The following is a 16,190-nucleotide window of genomic DNA, read 5'->3' as shown; positions in this document are numbered from 1 at the left end:
ACGGAGGGAAGACCCCCGCGTGCGCGGGGACGACCTACGCCGGGCCCTGACCAGCGCGTTCGCCGGGGGAAGACCCCCGCGTGCGCGGGGACGACTCGGCCCGCACCGGGTCCTCTCCGGTCAGCTCCGGAAGACCCCCGCGTGCGCGGGGACGACCCGGGATCGACTGCGCTGCAGCGGATCTGCCGGGGAAGACCCCCGCGTGCGCGGGGACGACCGGCCGATGCTGTCCGGCCTGGAGGCCCGGGAAGGAAGACCCCCGCGTGCGCGGGGACGACACTTGCTGACCTGGGGGTTTGCGGCTCAGCGGTGCCAAAAAATATTAGTGGCCTGCCGGTTGATCATCTTGTTCCCGGTGATGGGCGGGACTGGGGGTGGTGGGGCCTGATGATGGTTGGATCGTGGGGTTGCTGGGTCGACTTTGGGGGGTCCCTTGCAGGATACGGCGCTGGGTGTTGTGTGGGGAAAGTCGGAGCCGGAAAACGGGCAGGGTTCGGCGCATCTGCTCCTGGGGCATCTGTTGGACGCGGCGGCGGTCGGTGAGCTCGTTTTCGATCGGTACCTTTCTTCTTCGGTGCGACGGTCTCTGGATGCCTGTAGCGACGGGCGGGGCCGGAAACTATTCGCGTTGCTATGTGGGCTGCATGATGTGGGTAAGGCGACTCCGGCGTTTCAGATGAAGGATGAGGGTCTTGCTGCCCGGGTACAGGCGGCTGGTTTGGGGTGGCGGGGCCTGACGGTGCGGCAGGGCCGGCAGTGGCATCATTCGGCAGCTGGTGCTTGCATCGTCCGTCGCGGTCTTACGGCGGCGGGATGGAGCAGGGAGGGCACTGACTGGGTGTGGCCGCTGATCGCGGGTCATCATGGGCTGATTCCCCCTCTGAGTGGGACGGATCCGCGAAACCATGTCCAAGCCCACGGGCGTGCTTCGGCGTGGGCGCAGGCGCAGGACGGGTTTGTGCGACGGGTCGCTGCGGAGTTGTCGGTGGACTTGGCGTCGTTGGCGGATGTTCGGGTGCCGAGACGCGCGGAGCAGCTCACGATCTCCGGGCTGATCATCATGGCGGATTGGATCGCGAGTGACGAGACGCGGTTCAAAGGGTTGCCGACGCTGTCGGAGGTGTCGTGGGAGCGCGCCCGGGACCGTGCTGGTCGGGCGTGGGGCGAACTCGGGCTTCGGGGTGGGTGGCGGGTGGGAGCTCCGGCGCCGGTCGGTGTGGCTGACCTGGTGTCGTATCGGTTCGGGAAGCCGGCGTGGCCGATTCAGCAGGGTGTGGTGCGGGCCGCGCAGGGCATGCCTGCTCCGGGCCTACTGATCGTGGAAGCGCCGATGGGGGAGGGGAAGACCGAGGCGGCGTTCGTGGCGGTCGAGGTGCTCGCGCGGCGGTTCGGCGCGGATGGCGTGTTCGTGGGGATGCCGACGCAGGCCACGGCGGATCCGATGTTCGCCCGGGTCCAGGCCTGGTCGGAGCGGGTGGACCGCGAGGCGCCGTTGAACCTCCTGCATGGCCGGGCRCGGTTCAACCGCCGGTGGATGGAACTACGCCGCTCGGTCGCGTTCGGGGGTGTTCACGACGGTGACGAGTACGGGATGGGCGACGACTACGGTGTCGGTGCGCCAGCGGATCTAGACCGGCCAGCGACGGGTGCTGTCGCGGCGGCGGAGTGGTTCTTCGGCCGTAAGCGGGGTCTGCTGGCGCCGGTCACGGTCGGCACGATCGATCATCTGTTGCACGCGGCGACGCGGACGAAGCATGTGATGTTGCGCCACGCCGGGCTGGCGGGCCGGGTGGTGGTCCTCGACGAGGTGCACGCCTACGACGTGTACATGGCGCAGTTCCTGTTCGAGGCGTTGCGCTGGCTGGCGGACGCGGGTGTTCCGGTGGTGCTGATGTCCGCGACCCTGCCGCCGCAGATGCGCCGGGACCTGGTCCGCGCCTATGTGCAGGGCGCGGCGCAGCGTGCGGATGTCGAGGCCGACCTGGATGTGCTCGAGGAGCCGGCGGGGTATCCGAACGTGACCTCGGTGTGCGTGGTCGATGGGAAAACCAGAACAGCGGTCGAGGCGCACCAGTCGGAACGTGAGCCGCTGCAGGTCCGGGTGGAGGTCCTTGAGGAACAGGAGGACTTTGCTTCGGAGACGGTTGCCGCCGCGGTGGCGGCGGAGGTCCGGGGCCGTGGGTGTGCGCTGGTGGTGTGTAACACCGTCGGGCGTGCCCAGGCGGTCTTCACGGCACTGCGTCCCGTGTTCGGCGACGATGTTGTTCTGCTGCACAGCCGGTTCGTCGCGGAGACGCGTGCCGAGCGCAGCGAGTCGGTGATCGACCAGCTGGGACCACTAGGCCGTGACGGCGCTGTGCCGCGACCGGAGCGTCTGGTCGTGGTCGCCACTCAGGTGGCCGAGCAGTCCTTTGACGTGGACGTCGACTTCCTGGTCACGGATCTGGCGCCGATCGACCTGCTGTTGCAGCGGATCGGCAGGCTGCACCGCCATCAGCGGCCAGCCGACCATCGCCCGGAACGGTTCCGCGTGCCCCGGGTCCTCGTGACCGGGGTGCGGTTCATCGATGGCAGGGTTCCGACGTGGCCGTCGGGCAGTAGCGTCGTGTACGGGGATCATCTGCTGGTGCGTTCGGCCGCGCTGCTCGCCGCCGCGGCGGCCGATGAGGGCTGGTCGATCCCGGGCCAGGTCCCCGCGCTGGTGGCCGAAGGCTACGGCTCGGCGCCGCTGGGCCCGCCGGAGTGGGCCTCGACCGCGGCCGGCTACCAGGAGAAGTGGGAGCAGAAGCAGAAGGGTCGGGAGTCGAACGCGGCCGAGTTTCTCCTGTCCGGGGAGAGAAAGCTCGGCGCTGCGGCGCTGGACGGCCTGCATGAGCGGTCGACGGAGGCGCTGGAGTCGGAGGAACGGGTCGCCGCGGTGGTCCGCGACGGCGACGAGTCGGTGGAGGTCGTTCTCGTGCGGCGTCATCCGTCCGGCGGATTCCTCACGCTCAACGGCCGGCCGCTGGGCCCGACGGGTGAGGCGGCGGTCAGCGACGAGAAGGTGTTCGAGGACACGGTCGGCGCCACGATCCGCCTGCCCGCCAGGCCCGAGCTCACCGATGCCGCCCGCCGGGACCTCGCGCCTCTGCCGGGCTGGCGCGACGACGCATGGCTCGGCCGTGTCCGAGCCCTCGAACTCGACGTCGACCTGTCCGCGCGGCTTGGCGAATACCACCTGACCTATGACGACAGCAGCGGCCTGACTCACACGCGGACAGGCTCGCGCTAAGCGTCGATCCGCACCAGGGGCCGGAACCTTGCATGTCCCCCGCAGCGGCGGGGACGACGTCCGTGCCGCCGATACCCACGGATCACCCCAGCGTGGGCTGGGCGGCATCACGGTATCAACGCGGACACCAAGCAGTGGCCCGCCCGCACCGCCGACACCCAGTTTAGGTCCGGTCCGCCGATACCCAGTTTTCGAGGGATCGAGATGGAAAGGTACTCTGCTCCGGTGTCGCTCCCTCGCTCTCCGTGTCCCCGCTCTGCCCTGGCGGTGGAGCGGCCGCTCCCATGGCTCGGTCGGCCTCGCCTGGCCGAGCCGCGCATTGAGGGAGGGGCTTCGCGTAGCGCGTTGAACCTGGTCCGGGGGGTTCCGGCCGGCGAGGTGGGTGGGGGCAGGTGAGGGAGATCAGGCCACTGTCGCTGGTTCTCGCGACCGCCGTCGGTGTCGTGGGTCCGGGGCTGGGGGCGCCGTGGCCGGTCGTCGCGGTCATCCTCCTTGCTCTCGTGGTCGTCGCGATCCTTCTGGGGTTCGCCTGCCTGGCTCGTGCGGTCATGCCGGACCAGTCGGCGGACCGCCTCGCGTGGTGGCAGGATCGCCGCCGCTATCTGGAGGGGCGGGAGCGTCGACGGCGCGAGAGGAAATAGGCCACATGAGGCGCGATCTCGTCGCGTCCGATATGGCCTGCTTCTGTTGCTGGCGTGGCGTAACTGGGTCGGCTGGTTCGGAACTGTCGGAGGGGTCTGGTAGACATCGGGTGACCTTCGGGGGGAAGGCGTGAATCGTGCGGGACGGGGGAATCGTTGAGCGGATTCGATCTGCGGGATGAGCCGTGGATTCAGGCGGTCGATGGCGGTCATGTCCGTGAGGTGAGCCTCAGGGGCGCGTTGCTGGGTGCCGGTGGTTTGTCGGGGTTGGCGGTTGTCGATCCGCTGGAGACGGTGGCGGTGCTGCGACAGGTTCTGATACCGGTCGTGATGGATGCCCTGGGGGTTCCCGAGGACTCCGCCGCCTGGGCGCGCCGGTTCTCCCCTGACGGGTTTGATGGCGACGCCGCGCGCCGGATCGGTACCTATCTGGATGATCTAGCTGATCGTTTTGATCTTTTTGATGTGAGTAGGCCGTTCGCGCAGGTGGCGGGTTTGCGGACGGAGAAGGGGGAGACGAAGCCGGTCTCGCTGTTGCTGTCTCGGCTGGCGTCGGGGAACAACGTGCCGGTTTTCAGCGCGCGAACGGAGAACGACCCGCCGGCGTTGACGCCGGCGGCGGCGGCGCGGGCGTTGCTGGCCGCGCAGTGCTGGGACACCGCGGCGATCAAGTCCGGGGCTGCCGGTGATCCGCAGGTGAAGGCGGGGAAGACGACAGGGAACCCGCCCGGGCCGGTCGGTCAGCTCGGGGTCGTCGTGCCGATGGGCGCGACGCTGTTCGAGACGCTGATGCTGAACCTTCCGATCGCCACGGCCGGCGGCCGACGGTCGGACGACGTTCCGCAGTGGAAATCACCCGAACCTGCCACCAGCAGGTGGCAGACACGGCGTCCGCGGGGAATGGCGGATCTGCTGACCTGGCAGGCCCGCCGTATCCGGCTGATCCCCGAGACGGACGCGTCAGGTGGTGTGGTGGTGCGCCGGGTGGTGCTGTGCGCGGGGGACCGGCTGAACTCGTCGGTGCATGATCTGGAGCCGCACACCGCGTGGCGGCAGGTGGAGCGGCCGAAGAAGGGCGATCCGCCGGTGCGGCCGGTGCGGCACCAGCCGGGCCGGGCGGCATGGCGGGGACTGGCCGGGCTGCTGGCGGTCCGAGGACCGACCGCGGAGCGGGTGTCGGCCCCGGATGTGATGCGGCAGGTGGCCGGCCTGCAGACCGAAGGGTATGTGGCGGACGACTTTCCGCTGCGGGTCCTGACGGTCGGGGTGTCGTACGGCACCCAGTCCGCGGTCGTTGACGACGTGATCGTCGATGAGATCCCGTTGCCGGTGGTCGCGCTCGCGGCGGATTCGCGGGTGCGTCACACGCTGCTGCAGGTCGCCGATGAGGCCGAGGCGTTGCGGATCGCGGCGAACCGTCTCGGTGATGATCTGCGGGCCGCCTATGGTGCGGCGAAGCTGCCCTGGGATCGAGGGCAGCGCCTCGGAGACCTGTTGATCCACCGGCTTACCCCGGTGGTGCGGCGGCTGCTGGCGGGCCTGCAACATCAGCCCGACATGGTCGAGGACGCCGAGGACGCCTGGCGGGTCGTCGCACGCCGCCTCGCCTGGGAGGTCGCGGACCCGGTGCTGTCCGCCGCGGGCCCTGGCGCGTTCCTTGGCCGGGCGCCCGGCGAGCGGTTCGGTCCGCGGCTCGCGGTCGCGGAGGCGTCGTTCCGCCGCGCTCTGAACACGATCCTCGGCCCCGCATCCGCGACAGCGGCTCCACCGGCCCGAACGGCAACGGCATGACCACCCTCTCACCGTCGGGAAACACCATGACCACTGATCCTCCCGCGCCTGTTTCCGTTCCCGCCGAGCCGGAGTCCGGGCGGCATTTCTGGGAACGTAAGCACGCTGACGGCCGGCCCGACGGGGCCAAACTCGCCGCGTTGCGCCTCGGTGCCAACCGGGAACCCGGAACGGTCCCGCAGATGTGGCGGTACTACACGACGCTGAACCACCACGGGAACATGACGGCCGCGTTGCGCGCCGAGCATGTGGCGCTGGTCCTGTTCGCTGTCCACCAGCAATCCCAGCCCACCCTGATGCACACCCGCGGTATCAGCGTCGGAAAGGCTGTCGCCGGCCTGCGGGACAGTGGGAAGTTCAGCCCGGAGGCGGTCGACCGCCGGTTCACCGCCGCGGCGACCGCGACCTCGTTGAACGAGGCCGCCCACCATCTGCGGGGCCTGGTCCGCCAGATGCGAAACCTCCCGAACCCGCAGCGCCTCGACTACACCCAGCTCTACTGGGATCTCGTCGCCTGGCAGGACCCGGCGAAGGTCGGCGGGATCCGCCGCCGCTGGGGGTCCGACTACTTCCTGAACCGCGACGGGAACGGTGCCGCAACACCCACCGCGGGCTGACCCGGCCGCCGGGCCCGCCGACGCCGGGCACGGCGTCGGCCGATTACTTCAATTTTGTCGCTAGCGCGGGCGGCGTTTCCGCCGCCGCGAGACGAGAGAGACTTTCTATGCGCACCTATGTCGATGTTCATGTGCTGCAGACGGTGCCGCCGTCGAACCTGAATCGTGATGACGCCGGTACGCCGAAGCAGGCGATCTACGGTGGAGTGAAACGGGCACGGGTGTCGTCGCAGGCGTGGAAGCGCGCGACCCGGACCGCGTTCGCGGACCTGGTGGACCCGGCGACGCTGGGAACCCGCACGAAGAAGATCTCCGCGTTGCTCGCGGAGAGGATCGCCTCCCGTGGTGGGCTGGGCCCGGACGACGCGGCCCGGGTCGCGACGAGCGTGCTGTCGGACCTGGGGATCAAGCCGGGGAAGAAGGCCGCGGAGACCGCCTACCTGCTGTTCTTCGGACGTCCGCAGCTGGAACGGCTCGTCGACGCGATCGAGGCCGATCTGCCGCGTCTCGCCGGGCTGGACGACGCGGCGTTGGCGGAGGCGGTGAAGGGGGTGCCGGTGCGGGAGACCCTCGGAACCGGGCATCCGATCGACGTGGCGCTGTTCGGGCGGATGGTCGCGGACCTTCCCGGGCTGAACGTGGACGCGGCGACCCAGGTCGCGCACGCGCTGTCCACCCACGCCGCCGACGTCGAGTACGACTACTTCACCGCCGTCGATGACGAGAACCCGAAGGAGGACACCGGCGCCGGAATGATCGGCACGGTGGAGTTCCAGTCCGCGACGCTGTACCGGTTCGCGACCGTCGGCCTGCACCAGCTCCTCGACAACCTCGGCGGGGACCTCGACGCGGCCGTCGAGGCGCTGCGGGTGTTCCTCGTCGCGTTCACCACGTCGATGCCGACCGGGCACGGGAACTCGTTCGCGCACCGCACCGTCCCGAACCTGCTCACCGTCACGGTCCGCGCCGATCAGCCGGTCAACCTGGTCTCCGCGTTCGAGAAGCCGGTGACCGCGAACGGCCACGGTCTGCTCGCCCGGTCCGTCGCCGAGTTCGCCGCCGAGCTGGACCGGACCACCACCCGGTGGGGACTGCACCCGGAGCTGACGGTGTCGACGTACGACACCGCCGACGCCGGCGACAAGGCCGCCGCTCTCGGCGGGTCCGTGCCGTTCCCGCAGCTGGTCGACACGGTCACCACCGCCGCCCGCGACCGGCTGGCCACCACCCGATGACCAGCCCCACACCTCCCCGCTGCCTGGTGCTGCGCCTCGCCGGCCCGGTGCAGTCCTGGGGAGGGACGAGCCTGTTCAACCGCCGCGACACCCAGACCGAACCGACGAAAAGCGGGCTCGTGGGCCTGCTCGCCGCTGCCCAGGGGCTGCGGCGCACCGACCCGATCGAAACCCTCCTCACGCTGACGTTCGGGGTCCGCACCGACCAGCCCGGCACCCTGCTGCGGGACTACCACACCCTCAGCGACTACCGGGGCCGGCCGCTGCCGTCGGCCGCGGTGACAGCGAAAGGCCTCCAGAAACCGACCTCGCCCGCGAAACACACCCACGTCACCGAACGCTTCTACCTACAGGACGCCGTGTTCATCGCCGCGGTCAGCGGCCCCGAACCGGTTCTGGACACGCTCGTCGTCGCGCTGCGGGCCCCCGCGTTCCCGCTCGCGCTGGGGCGCCGGTCCTGCCCACCCACCCAGCCGCTGCTCCTCACCCCCACCGGCCAGACTGATACGGCGCTGTGGGACGGGGACCTGGCCGCGGTGCTGGAGAACACGGTGCCGTGGCAGGCCAGTGATGCCCAGCGGGAACGGCTCGCCGCCGCCCGGCCCCGCCCGCGCACCATCGATCTACCGGTCACCGTCGACGACCCGCACGGCGACGAGATCCGCCGGGACGTCCCGACCAGCTTCGACCCGCGCGACCGGGGGTTCACCACCCGCCGGGTCCGCCAGACCTGGGCCCGGCTCCCACCTCCCTGGCCCGTCGACCCTACCGATACCGACGGGCCTGCGGCGCATGACCCGTTCGCATTGCTGGGATGGTGAGCCGTCCATGACCTACCTGTCCCGTATCTGGCTCAACCCGCTACGTACCGGCGCCCAGGCGCTGCTCCGTAGCCCCGAAAGAACCCACGCCGCTGTCCTTGGCGGCCTGGCGGTCCAACCCGTCACCGAACGGGTCCTGTGGCGGCTGGAAACCCGCCAGGCCCACCGGGCGGAGCTGCTCGTCCTCACCCAGTCCCGGCCGTCCTGGGCGCACCTCGTCGAACAGGCCGGCTGGCCGGATGCCGACGGTGGCGAGGCGATGATCCGGGACTATCAGCCGCTGCTCGACCGGCTGCAGCACGGCCGCGAGTTCGCCTTCCGGCTGCGCGCCAACCCCGTTACCGCGACCCGCCAACCCACCAACCCCTCCGTCGCCCAGAAGGAACGTCTCGCCGGGCCCCGGCCCCGCGGCGTACGCGTTCCGCACCGCACCGCCGCCCACCAACTCGCCTGKCTGACCAGCCGCGTCGACCGCTGGGGATTCACCCTCCTGCACACCGACACCGGCCCCGCCGTCGCACTCACCGCCCGCGAACGGCTCACCTTCACCAAAAAGACGCCCGACTACACAACCACGCCACACGAAGGTCCCGGCGGGGACGCTCGGAAACGGCAGGTCGTGCTCAGCACCGCCACCTTCGACGGTGCGCTGCGCGTCACCGACCCCGACCTGGCACGGCGCACCCTCCTCGGCGGTGTCGGATCCGGCAAGGCGTATGGCTGCGGACTGCTCACCCTCGCCCCGCTCACCGGTGCCGCGCCCACCAGCACAGGAGGCGGGTGACGATGTGGTGGCTTTCCGACCCACTCGACCTGCACCGCATCGAAGACCGGGTCTCTTCCCTTTACGTGGAGAAAAGCCACGTAGACCGCGCTGACAACGCCGTGGTCATCGTGAACAAGCAGCGCACCGTCCGTGTCCCCGCCGCCTTCGTGGCCACCCTGCTGCTCGGCCCGGGAACCCGAATCACCAGCGGGGCCGTCAGGCTGCTCGCCGACTCCGGCACCGCGGTGTGCTGGGTCGGCGACCGCGGTGTGCGTATGTACGCCGCAGGCCTCGGCCCCGCACGTGGCTCCGGGCTGCTGCTGCGGCAGGCCTACCTGGTCACCCGCACCAAGGAACGTCTCGGCGTCGCACGCCGCATGTACGCGAAACGGTTCCCCGACGACGACGTCGCCACGGCGACCATGCAGCAGTTACGCGGCCGTGAAGGCGCCCGTATCAAGAAGGTCTACCGCGCCCACGCCGACCGCACCGGCGTTCCCTGGAACCGGCGTGTCTACAGCCCCGGCGACCCGTTCGCCGCCGGGGATGACATCAACCGGCTCCTGTCCGCCGGGCACAGCTGCCTCTACGGCATCTGCCACGCCGCCATCGTCGGGATCGGTGCCAGCCCGGCCCTCGGCTTCGTCCACACCGGCGCCGCGATCTCGTTCGTCCTCGACATCGCCGACCTGTACAAGGCCGACTACACCATCCCGCTCGCGTTCGATCTCGCCGCCGCCGGCCACACCGACGAACGTGACATCCGGACCGCCTTCCGCGACAAGGTCGCCGACGGCCATCTCATGGCCCGCATCGTCCACGACATCAAGGACCTCCTCGTCGACGGAGACAGCTCCACTCCAGACGAGGATTGCCTGCACCTGTGGGACGAGGTCGACGGCGAGGTCCCCGGCGGCGTCAACTGGGCCGTTGATCTCGCGGACGGTTGGGACGACCTCATCAGCCTCGGAATCACCGGACCCGACCTTCCCCAGACCTCACCGCCGTTCTGATGACCGTCATCGTCCTCATCGCGGCTCCCGAAGGCCTGCGCGGTCACCTCACCCGCTGGATGATCGAAATCGCCGCCGGCGTCTACGTGGGCAACCCCGGCGCCCGCATCCGCGACCGCCTCTGGACCCTGCTCGCCCAACGCATCGGAGACGGCCAGGCAGTCATGATCGAACCCGCCAACAACGAACAAGGCTGGGCCGCCCGTACCGCCGGCCGCGACCGCTACCACCCCATCGACTACGACGGACTGATGCTATTCGCCCGCCCCCGCAGCTAAAACCCCAGCTCAGCAAGCGTCGTCCGCGCGCACGCGGGGGTCTTCCCCCTGCTCAGCATCGGCCTCAGCCCTGCCCGTAGTCGTCCCCGCGCACGCGGGGGTCTTCCGCGGCAGGGTGATGACCGGTACGCCGAGGACCTGTCGTCCCCGCGCACGCGGGGGTCTTCCCGCGCTGGTCACCCCGCTGGCTGAGCTCGCGATGTCGTCCCCGCGCACGCGGGGGTCTTCCTGCGATCGGCCAGATCGACACCAGCCAGGCCGCGTCGTCCCCGCGCACGCGGGGGTCTTCCCCCTCCAGCCGGAGCGGTCAGTCCTGGTCGGCCGTCGTCCCCGCGCACGCGGGGGTCTTCCCGTAAACAAGGCGAGGGTCACGGCCGACTCGGTGTCGTCCCCGCGCACGCGGGGGTCTTCCGCGCCAGTTCACGACCGGCCTCGGCACCCTCGGGTCGTCCCCGCGCACGCGGGGGTCTTCCCAGGTCGGGCAGGTCCGTGGTGGTGGTCCCGGCGTCGTCCCCGCGCACGCGGGGGTCTTCCCCGAGCCCGCGGAAGATCTGCTTTTCCCCGCAGGTCGTCCCCGCGCACGCGGGGGTCTTCCCACGTCAGGCACATCAACGGCCAGTGCGCCGTCGTCGTCCCCGCGCATGCGGGGGTCTTCCCAGCGCGGCGGACACGGCGAGGATCCCGGCCTGGTCGTCCCCGCGCACGCGGGGGTCTTCCCCGGGTGACGGTCGGCGGGCTGTCGGACGCCGGGTCGTCCCCGCGCACGCGGGGGTCTTCTGACGGGATCACCCCCATGGCGGGCGGCGGTTTCGTCGTCCCCGCGCACGCGGGGGTCTTCCGCGATCGAGCCGAGAGTCAAGGAGAGGGAATCGGTCGTCCCCGCGCACGCAGGGGTCTTCCTCCGTCCGCGGTCGGCGGGTCCGGCGTCGTCGGGTCGTCCCCGCGTACGCGGGGGTCTTCCCTGGATCAAGTTCGTGAAAAACGGGGCCAGCTGGTCGTCCCCGCGCACGCGGGGGTCTTCCCGACTCCACCACCAGTCTGGCCACCAACGAGGGGTCGTCCCCGCGCACGCGGGGGTCTTCCCCACTCAGGCGCGTCAGGCAGGCCACGGAGTTCGTCGTCCCCGCGCACGCGGGGGTCTTCCCAGGTTGATCGCGCGGTCGAGCCCCTTCCCGACGTCGTCCCCGCGCAGGCGGGGGTCTTCCCTCGAAGGTGACCGACCAGCAGGCGCGCGAGGTGTCGTCCCCGCGCACGCGGGGGTCTTCCCTATTGGGCTCACATCGGTCTCAGTAAGTCTCAGTTGTCCCCGCGCACGCGGGGGTCTTCCCGCCAACCTCAACGAGGGCCCGGCCCGCGCGTCGTTCCCGGGCACGCGGGTCTCCCTGATCAGGAACACGGCTAATCCGACCGGTCCTACATGTCCAAGCCGGGCCCGTTGCCGGGGGTCGGTGAAGTGAGGTTCTCGGGCTCCGCCGGGGCCATGGCGCCGAGTCGATGCCGGCGGGGAACGATGTCGGCGGCGGCTTTGGCCGCTGCGCGGTCGGCGTCGGCGAAGATCGAGGTGTAGATGTCGCCGGTGAAGTGGACGGAGGCGTGTCCGAGGAGTTCGGAGACGACCTTGAGGTCTTTTACGGCGCGGTAGGTGAGGCTGGCGGCGGTATGGCGTAGATCGTGTAGACGGATTGGTGGCAGCGGGCCGAAGGTGAGCGCGGTGTCGATGGCCTCGGTGGGCATGAGGTGGCGGGCGGCGAGCTGGTCGACGGTCCACTGGTGTTCGGTGTGTTCGCGGCGGATGGTGGCGAAGCGGGTGATGAGCCGTTCGAAGCGTTGCGAGACGCCGTTGGGGGTGAGCCTGCTGCCGTCGGGGTGGGTGAACACCCGGCCGCTGTCGATCCAGGCCGTTCGGTGGTCGGTGCGTTCCTTGTCCTGCCGTCCCTGCCAGGTGGTGAGGACCTGCTTGGTGTCCGGGTCGAGGCCGACGGTGCGGTGGCCGGCTTCGCTTTTCGGATCGTCGTAGTCGTCGGTGTCCAGATCGAAGTCGTCGGTGACGCCGGATCCGGGGAGGTTGTCGAGGATGTAGATGCTGTCGTCGTCGAAGTCGACCTCGGTCCAGCCGAGAGCGACGATTTCTCCGCGGCGGAGACCACGGTGCGCCGCGAGATGCCATAGCGGATAGAGGCGATCATCAATGGTGAAATCGAGGAAGGCTCCAACCTGGTCAGGAGTCCACACCATGACCGGGGCCGGCCGCGTGCCGGTGCGTTGCCAGGCGGCGATCCGCGGTGCGGTCCAGACCAACGGCCGAGGCTTGCGTGCCTTGGGGAGCTCGATGTGGATGGCGGGGTTGTGACGGAGCTTCTTGCGTTTCACGGCACTGTTGAGCGCGCTCATCGTGGTCGCGTGCACCCGGTGCAGCCGGGCCGCGCTCAGGGGCCGGCGGCGCTCCGGGTCGTCCTGGCGGACTTCGAGGAGCCGGACGAGTAGTGGTGAGGGCTTCCTGCCACGCAGGTCACGGCCGATGAGCCGCATGGCGGCATAGAGCTTTTCGATGTGGTCATCACGCAGATCGGTGAGCTTGAGATGCCCGAGGCCGGGCTTGAGGTACAGGCGGATGTGCTCCTCGTAGGAGCGGCGGGTGGATTCCGCGAGGCTGGCCTTTCCCGCGATCCAGTCGTCAAGGTAACGGGCGACGGTGAGTCCGGTGTCGTCGGGCCCCGGCCACCGCTGTGGAGCTCAGCGAGGGATCCGGTGAGCGCGATCTCGGCTTCGTCCTGGGTATCGAACGGGCCGTCGGTGGTGCGGCGACGTCGTCCGCTGGGCCCAGGTGGGACGTCGTGCATGTACCACCAGGCGCCGTGGTCCGATCGGGTCAGCTTTGGGCACCGGCTGCCGTAGTCCTTGCCGGTCTGCGGGTCGCGGCAGCCACACCGCTTGAATACCGACCCCCTCACCGGAGACCGTCCGAGTGACCGGCCGCCGCCTCGACATCTACCGCAGCCGACGTCGAGGATCGACTTCGTCGGGAGCGGTCGGTCAGGGTTGCCGGGGGAGACGGGCGGAGACGGTCCACGCTCGCAGATGGTTCGGAGCGGTGCCACCGCCAACTGCATTTCTCCGGCCCTCGTCGGATACCTCGCGACGATCACGGACATCGATGCAGTCCTCTGGCCGGTCTACCACGGCCTCGTCCTTGCTCGGGACTGATCGCGAGGTCTGTCGTGACCTGCGCGCATGTAGCTCCGCGAACTCGTCATCGCTGCTATTGCAGAAGGCGGCTGTGGAGCAGGGCGGCAGTCGCTCGAACCTCCCCGTAGAACCTTTCGGTCAGCGAGTCTTGACGCCGCCGGTAGTACTCCTCGGAGCCGTCGTTCTCCTCGTCGTTATCGCGATCGTCAGTGCCAATGTCGGCGTATTCTCCGTAGAGAAGCCGGCAGCCGTGAATGCCGTACAATAGATCTTCGAGGAGGTCGATAGCGGGGCGGCTGGGGTCGAGCGGTGTTAGCCGCGCGGGTAGTAGTTCCTGGCGGACCTCTTCGCTCTGCCCGAGTGATTTTGCTTGAGCTTCGGCGTCCTCGATCTCGTCGATGAGAGCTTCGATATTGGGAATGTGTCCATTGGCAACGGCCATCGCATCAGTGATCAGTTCGATGACGGCCGTATGGGGACTGTGTCCCTGTTCGATCATTTCGAGCACGACGGTCGGGCTTTCGTGGGGCAGCGCTTCGATGTCATCGGCCTCGACCACGATGGAGGTGATCTCGTTGCCTGAGCGCTCCGCGATGACGGTGGCAGCGGCGTGAAGCCAGTGCGCCGCGGCGATCGCGGCAGCGGTGGGCTCGGTCTCGGTGAACAGCTCGGTGCCCCCCAGCGGTTCGYCGCGCAGAAGAGCGTCAGCGGCTGTGACCTGAACAGGCGAGGCCTCGGAGCGGGTCATCGTGACGGCTTGCCTGGCCCGGCCGGTCAGGTCGCCTCGCCCGGCGCGCTCGATTGCATCGAGTTCGCTGGCGATGTCGTCCGCGACCGTGTGGGTGAGCGCTGGGTCGGCAATGGCATGCAGCGCCCGTCCGAGGATGTGCGAGGCTTCGTCTACTGGAAGGTAGGACTGAAGGATGGTCCCGCCTTCGGGAAGGTGTGGGCTGTGGATGGCGGTCTGTACTCCGGTGAAGGGATCGTGTTCGTGATGATGGTCCTCGCCGTCGAGTTCGTCGTGTGCCACGTGGTGTGGATGGGTGTAGATATGCCACGCCAGGGTCGCGAGGGATGTGGCCGCTCTGGCAAGTTTGAATGCGTTTACTTCGCTAATTCCGGTGGGTAGAGCTGAGACGGCCTGTGCGGTGTCACCGATGCCTGTTCCCCAGGTCACGACCAGTTCCCGGCGCTGCATGTCCACTGCGTAGCGGCTCATTGATCCCCGTCCCGCGGTCTGATGATCGTGTTCGTGTCGTCCGGTGTCGTTTCTTCGCCAATCGGATTCTAGTGCTATTGTCACGCTTCGCCGTGGTCCGGTCAGATAGTGCGGAGGCCGGACGCTGTCGATGCTTGTCCTCGCTGCGCGGACTCGGGCTCGCGTGCACTCCACGATGCTTCAGGTGCGCTGTCCTGGGAGCTCGCGCGTAGCGCGAGCTCCATATGTCCCGTCGAGGTTGGGTGACGCCTCGTGCCGGCGCGTTCCTGGCGGCCGTTGCTCTTCGCGCGCTGGTTCCTGGGAGCCCGGGAAGCCTTGGCGTTCGAGCAGCTGCCATCTGGCGGCTGGGGTGGATTGCGGGCACGCCGAGATGCCGGCACCCCCAGGGGGCACCGGCATCTCGGATGGGCTGGCTGTCAGGAACGAATGGCTGGTTGGGCTGTGGAGTTGAGGCGGGTAGTGCCCAGATCGGCTCGTTGTCCGGCCCGGTAGCCGCTGTGTGCGCCGGTGCCGGTGAGGCGGCGCGGGCGGGTGTTACGGAGCTTCGGGTAGATGTTGGTGAGGTGGGCTTGAACGCGGTCGGCGCGGCTGGCCAGGACGAGCGCGGTGGATTGTCCTCCGGTAGCGGCGTCCTCGGCCTGGGCGTCTTGTCGGGCAGCGGTTTCGATGGCGGTGAGGCGGTCCTGCACGGCGTCTGCGAAACCAGCGAGCCAGGTCCGTCGGAACGCGCGGGCGTCGTTGCCGGAAGGGATGGGAGTGGTGGCCAGACCGTGGGTGCTTTGGATCAGTAGCGAGGTGTAGAGGATCTGAGTTCGCTCGAGGTCGGCGGTCATGCCGAACAGGCGGCCGTCGGTCACGCGGTGACCGTTCTCGTCGTGGGTGTGGTTGACGAGGAGGCATCCGAGAGGACTGGCGATGGCGGCGAGGAGGCCGAGCTTGTCGGTGGTGTAGGGCCGGTCGATTCTGATGGTCACGTCGGATGCGGCGGCGGGCTTCTCGGCGGTTGCGTCGAGGCGGGCCTGGTCGATGCCGTAGCGGGCGATGAGTTCGGCCGCTTTGCGGTTGTAGGTTTCGCGGGCTTCGGCGGTGATGGCCTCGTCCTCGGCCATCGCGAGGAGTTTGCGGATTCGTGTGAGTGCGGCGTCCGGGTTCATGGGGCCTCTTCGGTAGGGGAGGGGTGATCCGGTGTTTTCGGGCCAACTCCAATTCTAGTTCGTTTGTTGCTGGTGGCGGTGTTTCCTCCGTGGTCCGACTACCTTTGTTTCGATGGAAAACAGATGTTCGAGCTGGGGGCGATCGGTTCCCCTGCCTTTTCGTGGAGAAGTTTTAAGGTGCGGCGCTGCGCAATGAGC

At 69.1% G+C, this 16,190-nt stretch carries 12 protein-coding genes and 2 CRISPR repeat arrays; of the genes, 9 read left to right on the top strand and 3 right to left on the bottom strand.

Annotated elements, in window-relative coordinates; translation table 11 throughout:
• Nucleotides 1–6 precede the first annotated feature (6 nt).
• Nucleotides 7–278: a CRISPR direct-repeat array (repeat unit 28 nt; unit sequence GGAAGACCCCCGCGTGCGCGGGGACGAC).
• Nucleotides 279–457: 179 nt separating this feature from the next.
• From CcI49_RS11965 to cas2e, 9 genes are all read left to right on the top strand, one after another.
• Nucleotides 458–3,271, top strand: coding sequence for a CRISPR-associated helicase/endonuclease Cas3 (locus tag CcI49_RS11965; RefSeq protein ID WP_083749462.1), 2,814 nt, complete (start codon nt 458–460; stop codon nt 3,269–3,271).
• A gap of 392 nt (nt 3,272–3,663) precedes the next feature.
• A complete protein-coding gene (locus CcI49_RS11960; RefSeq protein ID WP_076826514.1) occupies nt 3,664–3,912 on the top strand; it encodes a hypothetical protein in 249 nt (82 codons plus the stop codon).
• Between the two features lie 156 nt (nt 3,913–4,068).
• Nucleotides 4,069–5,703 (top strand): type I-E CRISPR-associated protein Cse1/CasA, encoded by a 1,635-nt coding sequence (gene casA / locus CcI49_RS11955; RefSeq protein WP_083749461.1) that lies wholly within the window; start codon nt 4,069–4,071, stop codon nt 5,701–5,703.
• Between the two features lie 26 nt (nt 5,704–5,729).
• Nucleotides 5,730–6,320, top strand: coding sequence for a type I-E CRISPR-associated protein Cse2/CasB (gene casB, locus CcI49_RS11950; protein ID WP_241840021.1), 591 nt, complete (start codon nt 5,730–5,732; stop codon nt 6,318–6,320).
• A 107-nt stretch (nt 6,321–6,427) separates the two neighbouring features.
• A complete protein-coding gene (cas7e, locus tag CcI49_RS11945) occupies nt 6,428–7,555 on the top strand; it encodes a type I-E CRISPR-associated protein Cas7/Cse4/CasC (protein ID WP_076826510.1) in 1,128 nt (375 codons plus the stop codon).
• Complete coding sequence (gene cas5e, locus CcI49_RS11940; RefSeq protein ID WP_076826509.1) at nt 7,552–8,376, top strand: type I-E CRISPR-associated protein Cas5/CasD; 825 nt, start codon at nt 7,552–7,554, stop codon at nt 8,374–8,376. The genes cas7e and cas5e overlap by 4 nt, the downstream gene beginning before the upstream one ends.
• Before the next feature lie 7 nt (nt 8,377–8,383).
• Nucleotides 8,384–9,160, top strand: coding sequence for a type I-E CRISPR-associated protein Cas6/Cse3/CasE (gene cas6e / locus CcI49_RS11935; protein ID WP_076826506.1), 777 nt, complete (start codon nt 8,384–8,386; stop codon nt 9,158–9,160).
• A 2-nt stretch (nt 9,161–9,162) separates the two neighbouring features.
• Nucleotides 9,163–10,155 carry a type I-E CRISPR-associated endonuclease Cas1e gene (gene cas1e / locus CcI49_RS11930; RefSeq protein ID WP_076826504.1) on the top strand — a complete coding sequence of 331 codons (993 nt, stop codon included), beginning with the start codon at nt 9,163–9,165 and terminating at the stop codon, nt 10,153–10,155.
• Nucleotides 10,155–10,433, top strand: coding sequence for a type I-E CRISPR-associated endoribonuclease Cas2e (gene cas2e / locus CcI49_RS11925; protein ID WP_076826502.1), 279 nt, complete (start codon nt 10,155–10,157; stop codon nt 10,431–10,433). The genes cas1e and cas2e overlap by 1 nt, the downstream gene beginning before the upstream one ends.
• A gap of 18 nt (nt 10,434–10,451) precedes the next feature.
• Nucleotides 10,452–11,760: a CRISPR direct-repeat array (repeat unit 28 nt; unit sequence GTCGTCCCCGCGCACGCGGGGGTCTTCC).
• An 86-nt stretch (nt 11,761–11,846) separates the two neighbouring features.
• Here cas2e and CcI49_RS11920 read toward each other — a convergent pair.
• The 3 genes from CcI49_RS11920 to CcI49_RS11910 all read right to left on the bottom strand — a co-directional run bounded on the left by CcI49_RS11920 (nt 11,847) and on the right by CcI49_RS11910 (nt 15,992).
• Nucleotides 11,847–13,100 carry a tyrosine-type recombinase/integrase gene (locus tag CcI49_RS11920; RefSeq protein ID WP_347280114.1) on the bottom strand — a complete coding sequence of 418 codons (1,254 nt, stop codon included), beginning with the start codon at nt 13,098–13,100 and terminating at the stop codon, nt 11,847–11,849.
• 592 nt (nt 13,101–13,692) lie between these two features.
• A complete protein-coding gene (locus tag CcI49_RS11915) occupies nt 13,693–14,817 on the bottom strand; it encodes a hypothetical protein (protein WP_241840022.1) in 1,125 nt (374 codons plus the stop codon).
• A gap of 437 nt (nt 14,818–15,254) precedes the next feature.
• The gene (locus CcI49_RS11910; RefSeq protein ID WP_076826496.1) at nt 15,255–15,992 is read right to left on the bottom strand and encodes a DUF2786 domain-containing protein; all 738 of its coding nucleotides are present in this window, start codon (nt 15,990–15,992) and stop codon (nt 15,255–15,257) included.
• Between the last annotated feature and the right edge of the window lie 198 nt (nt 15,993–16,190).

Source organism: Frankia sp. CcI49, assembly GCF_001983215.1.
Taxonomy (GTDB): Bacteria; Actinomycetota; Actinomycetes; order Frankiales; family Frankiaceae; genus Parafrankia; species Parafrankia irregularis.
The sequence above is the reverse complement of the archived record's forward strand: the minus strand, read 5'-3'. Positions and strand labels throughout refer to the sequence as shown.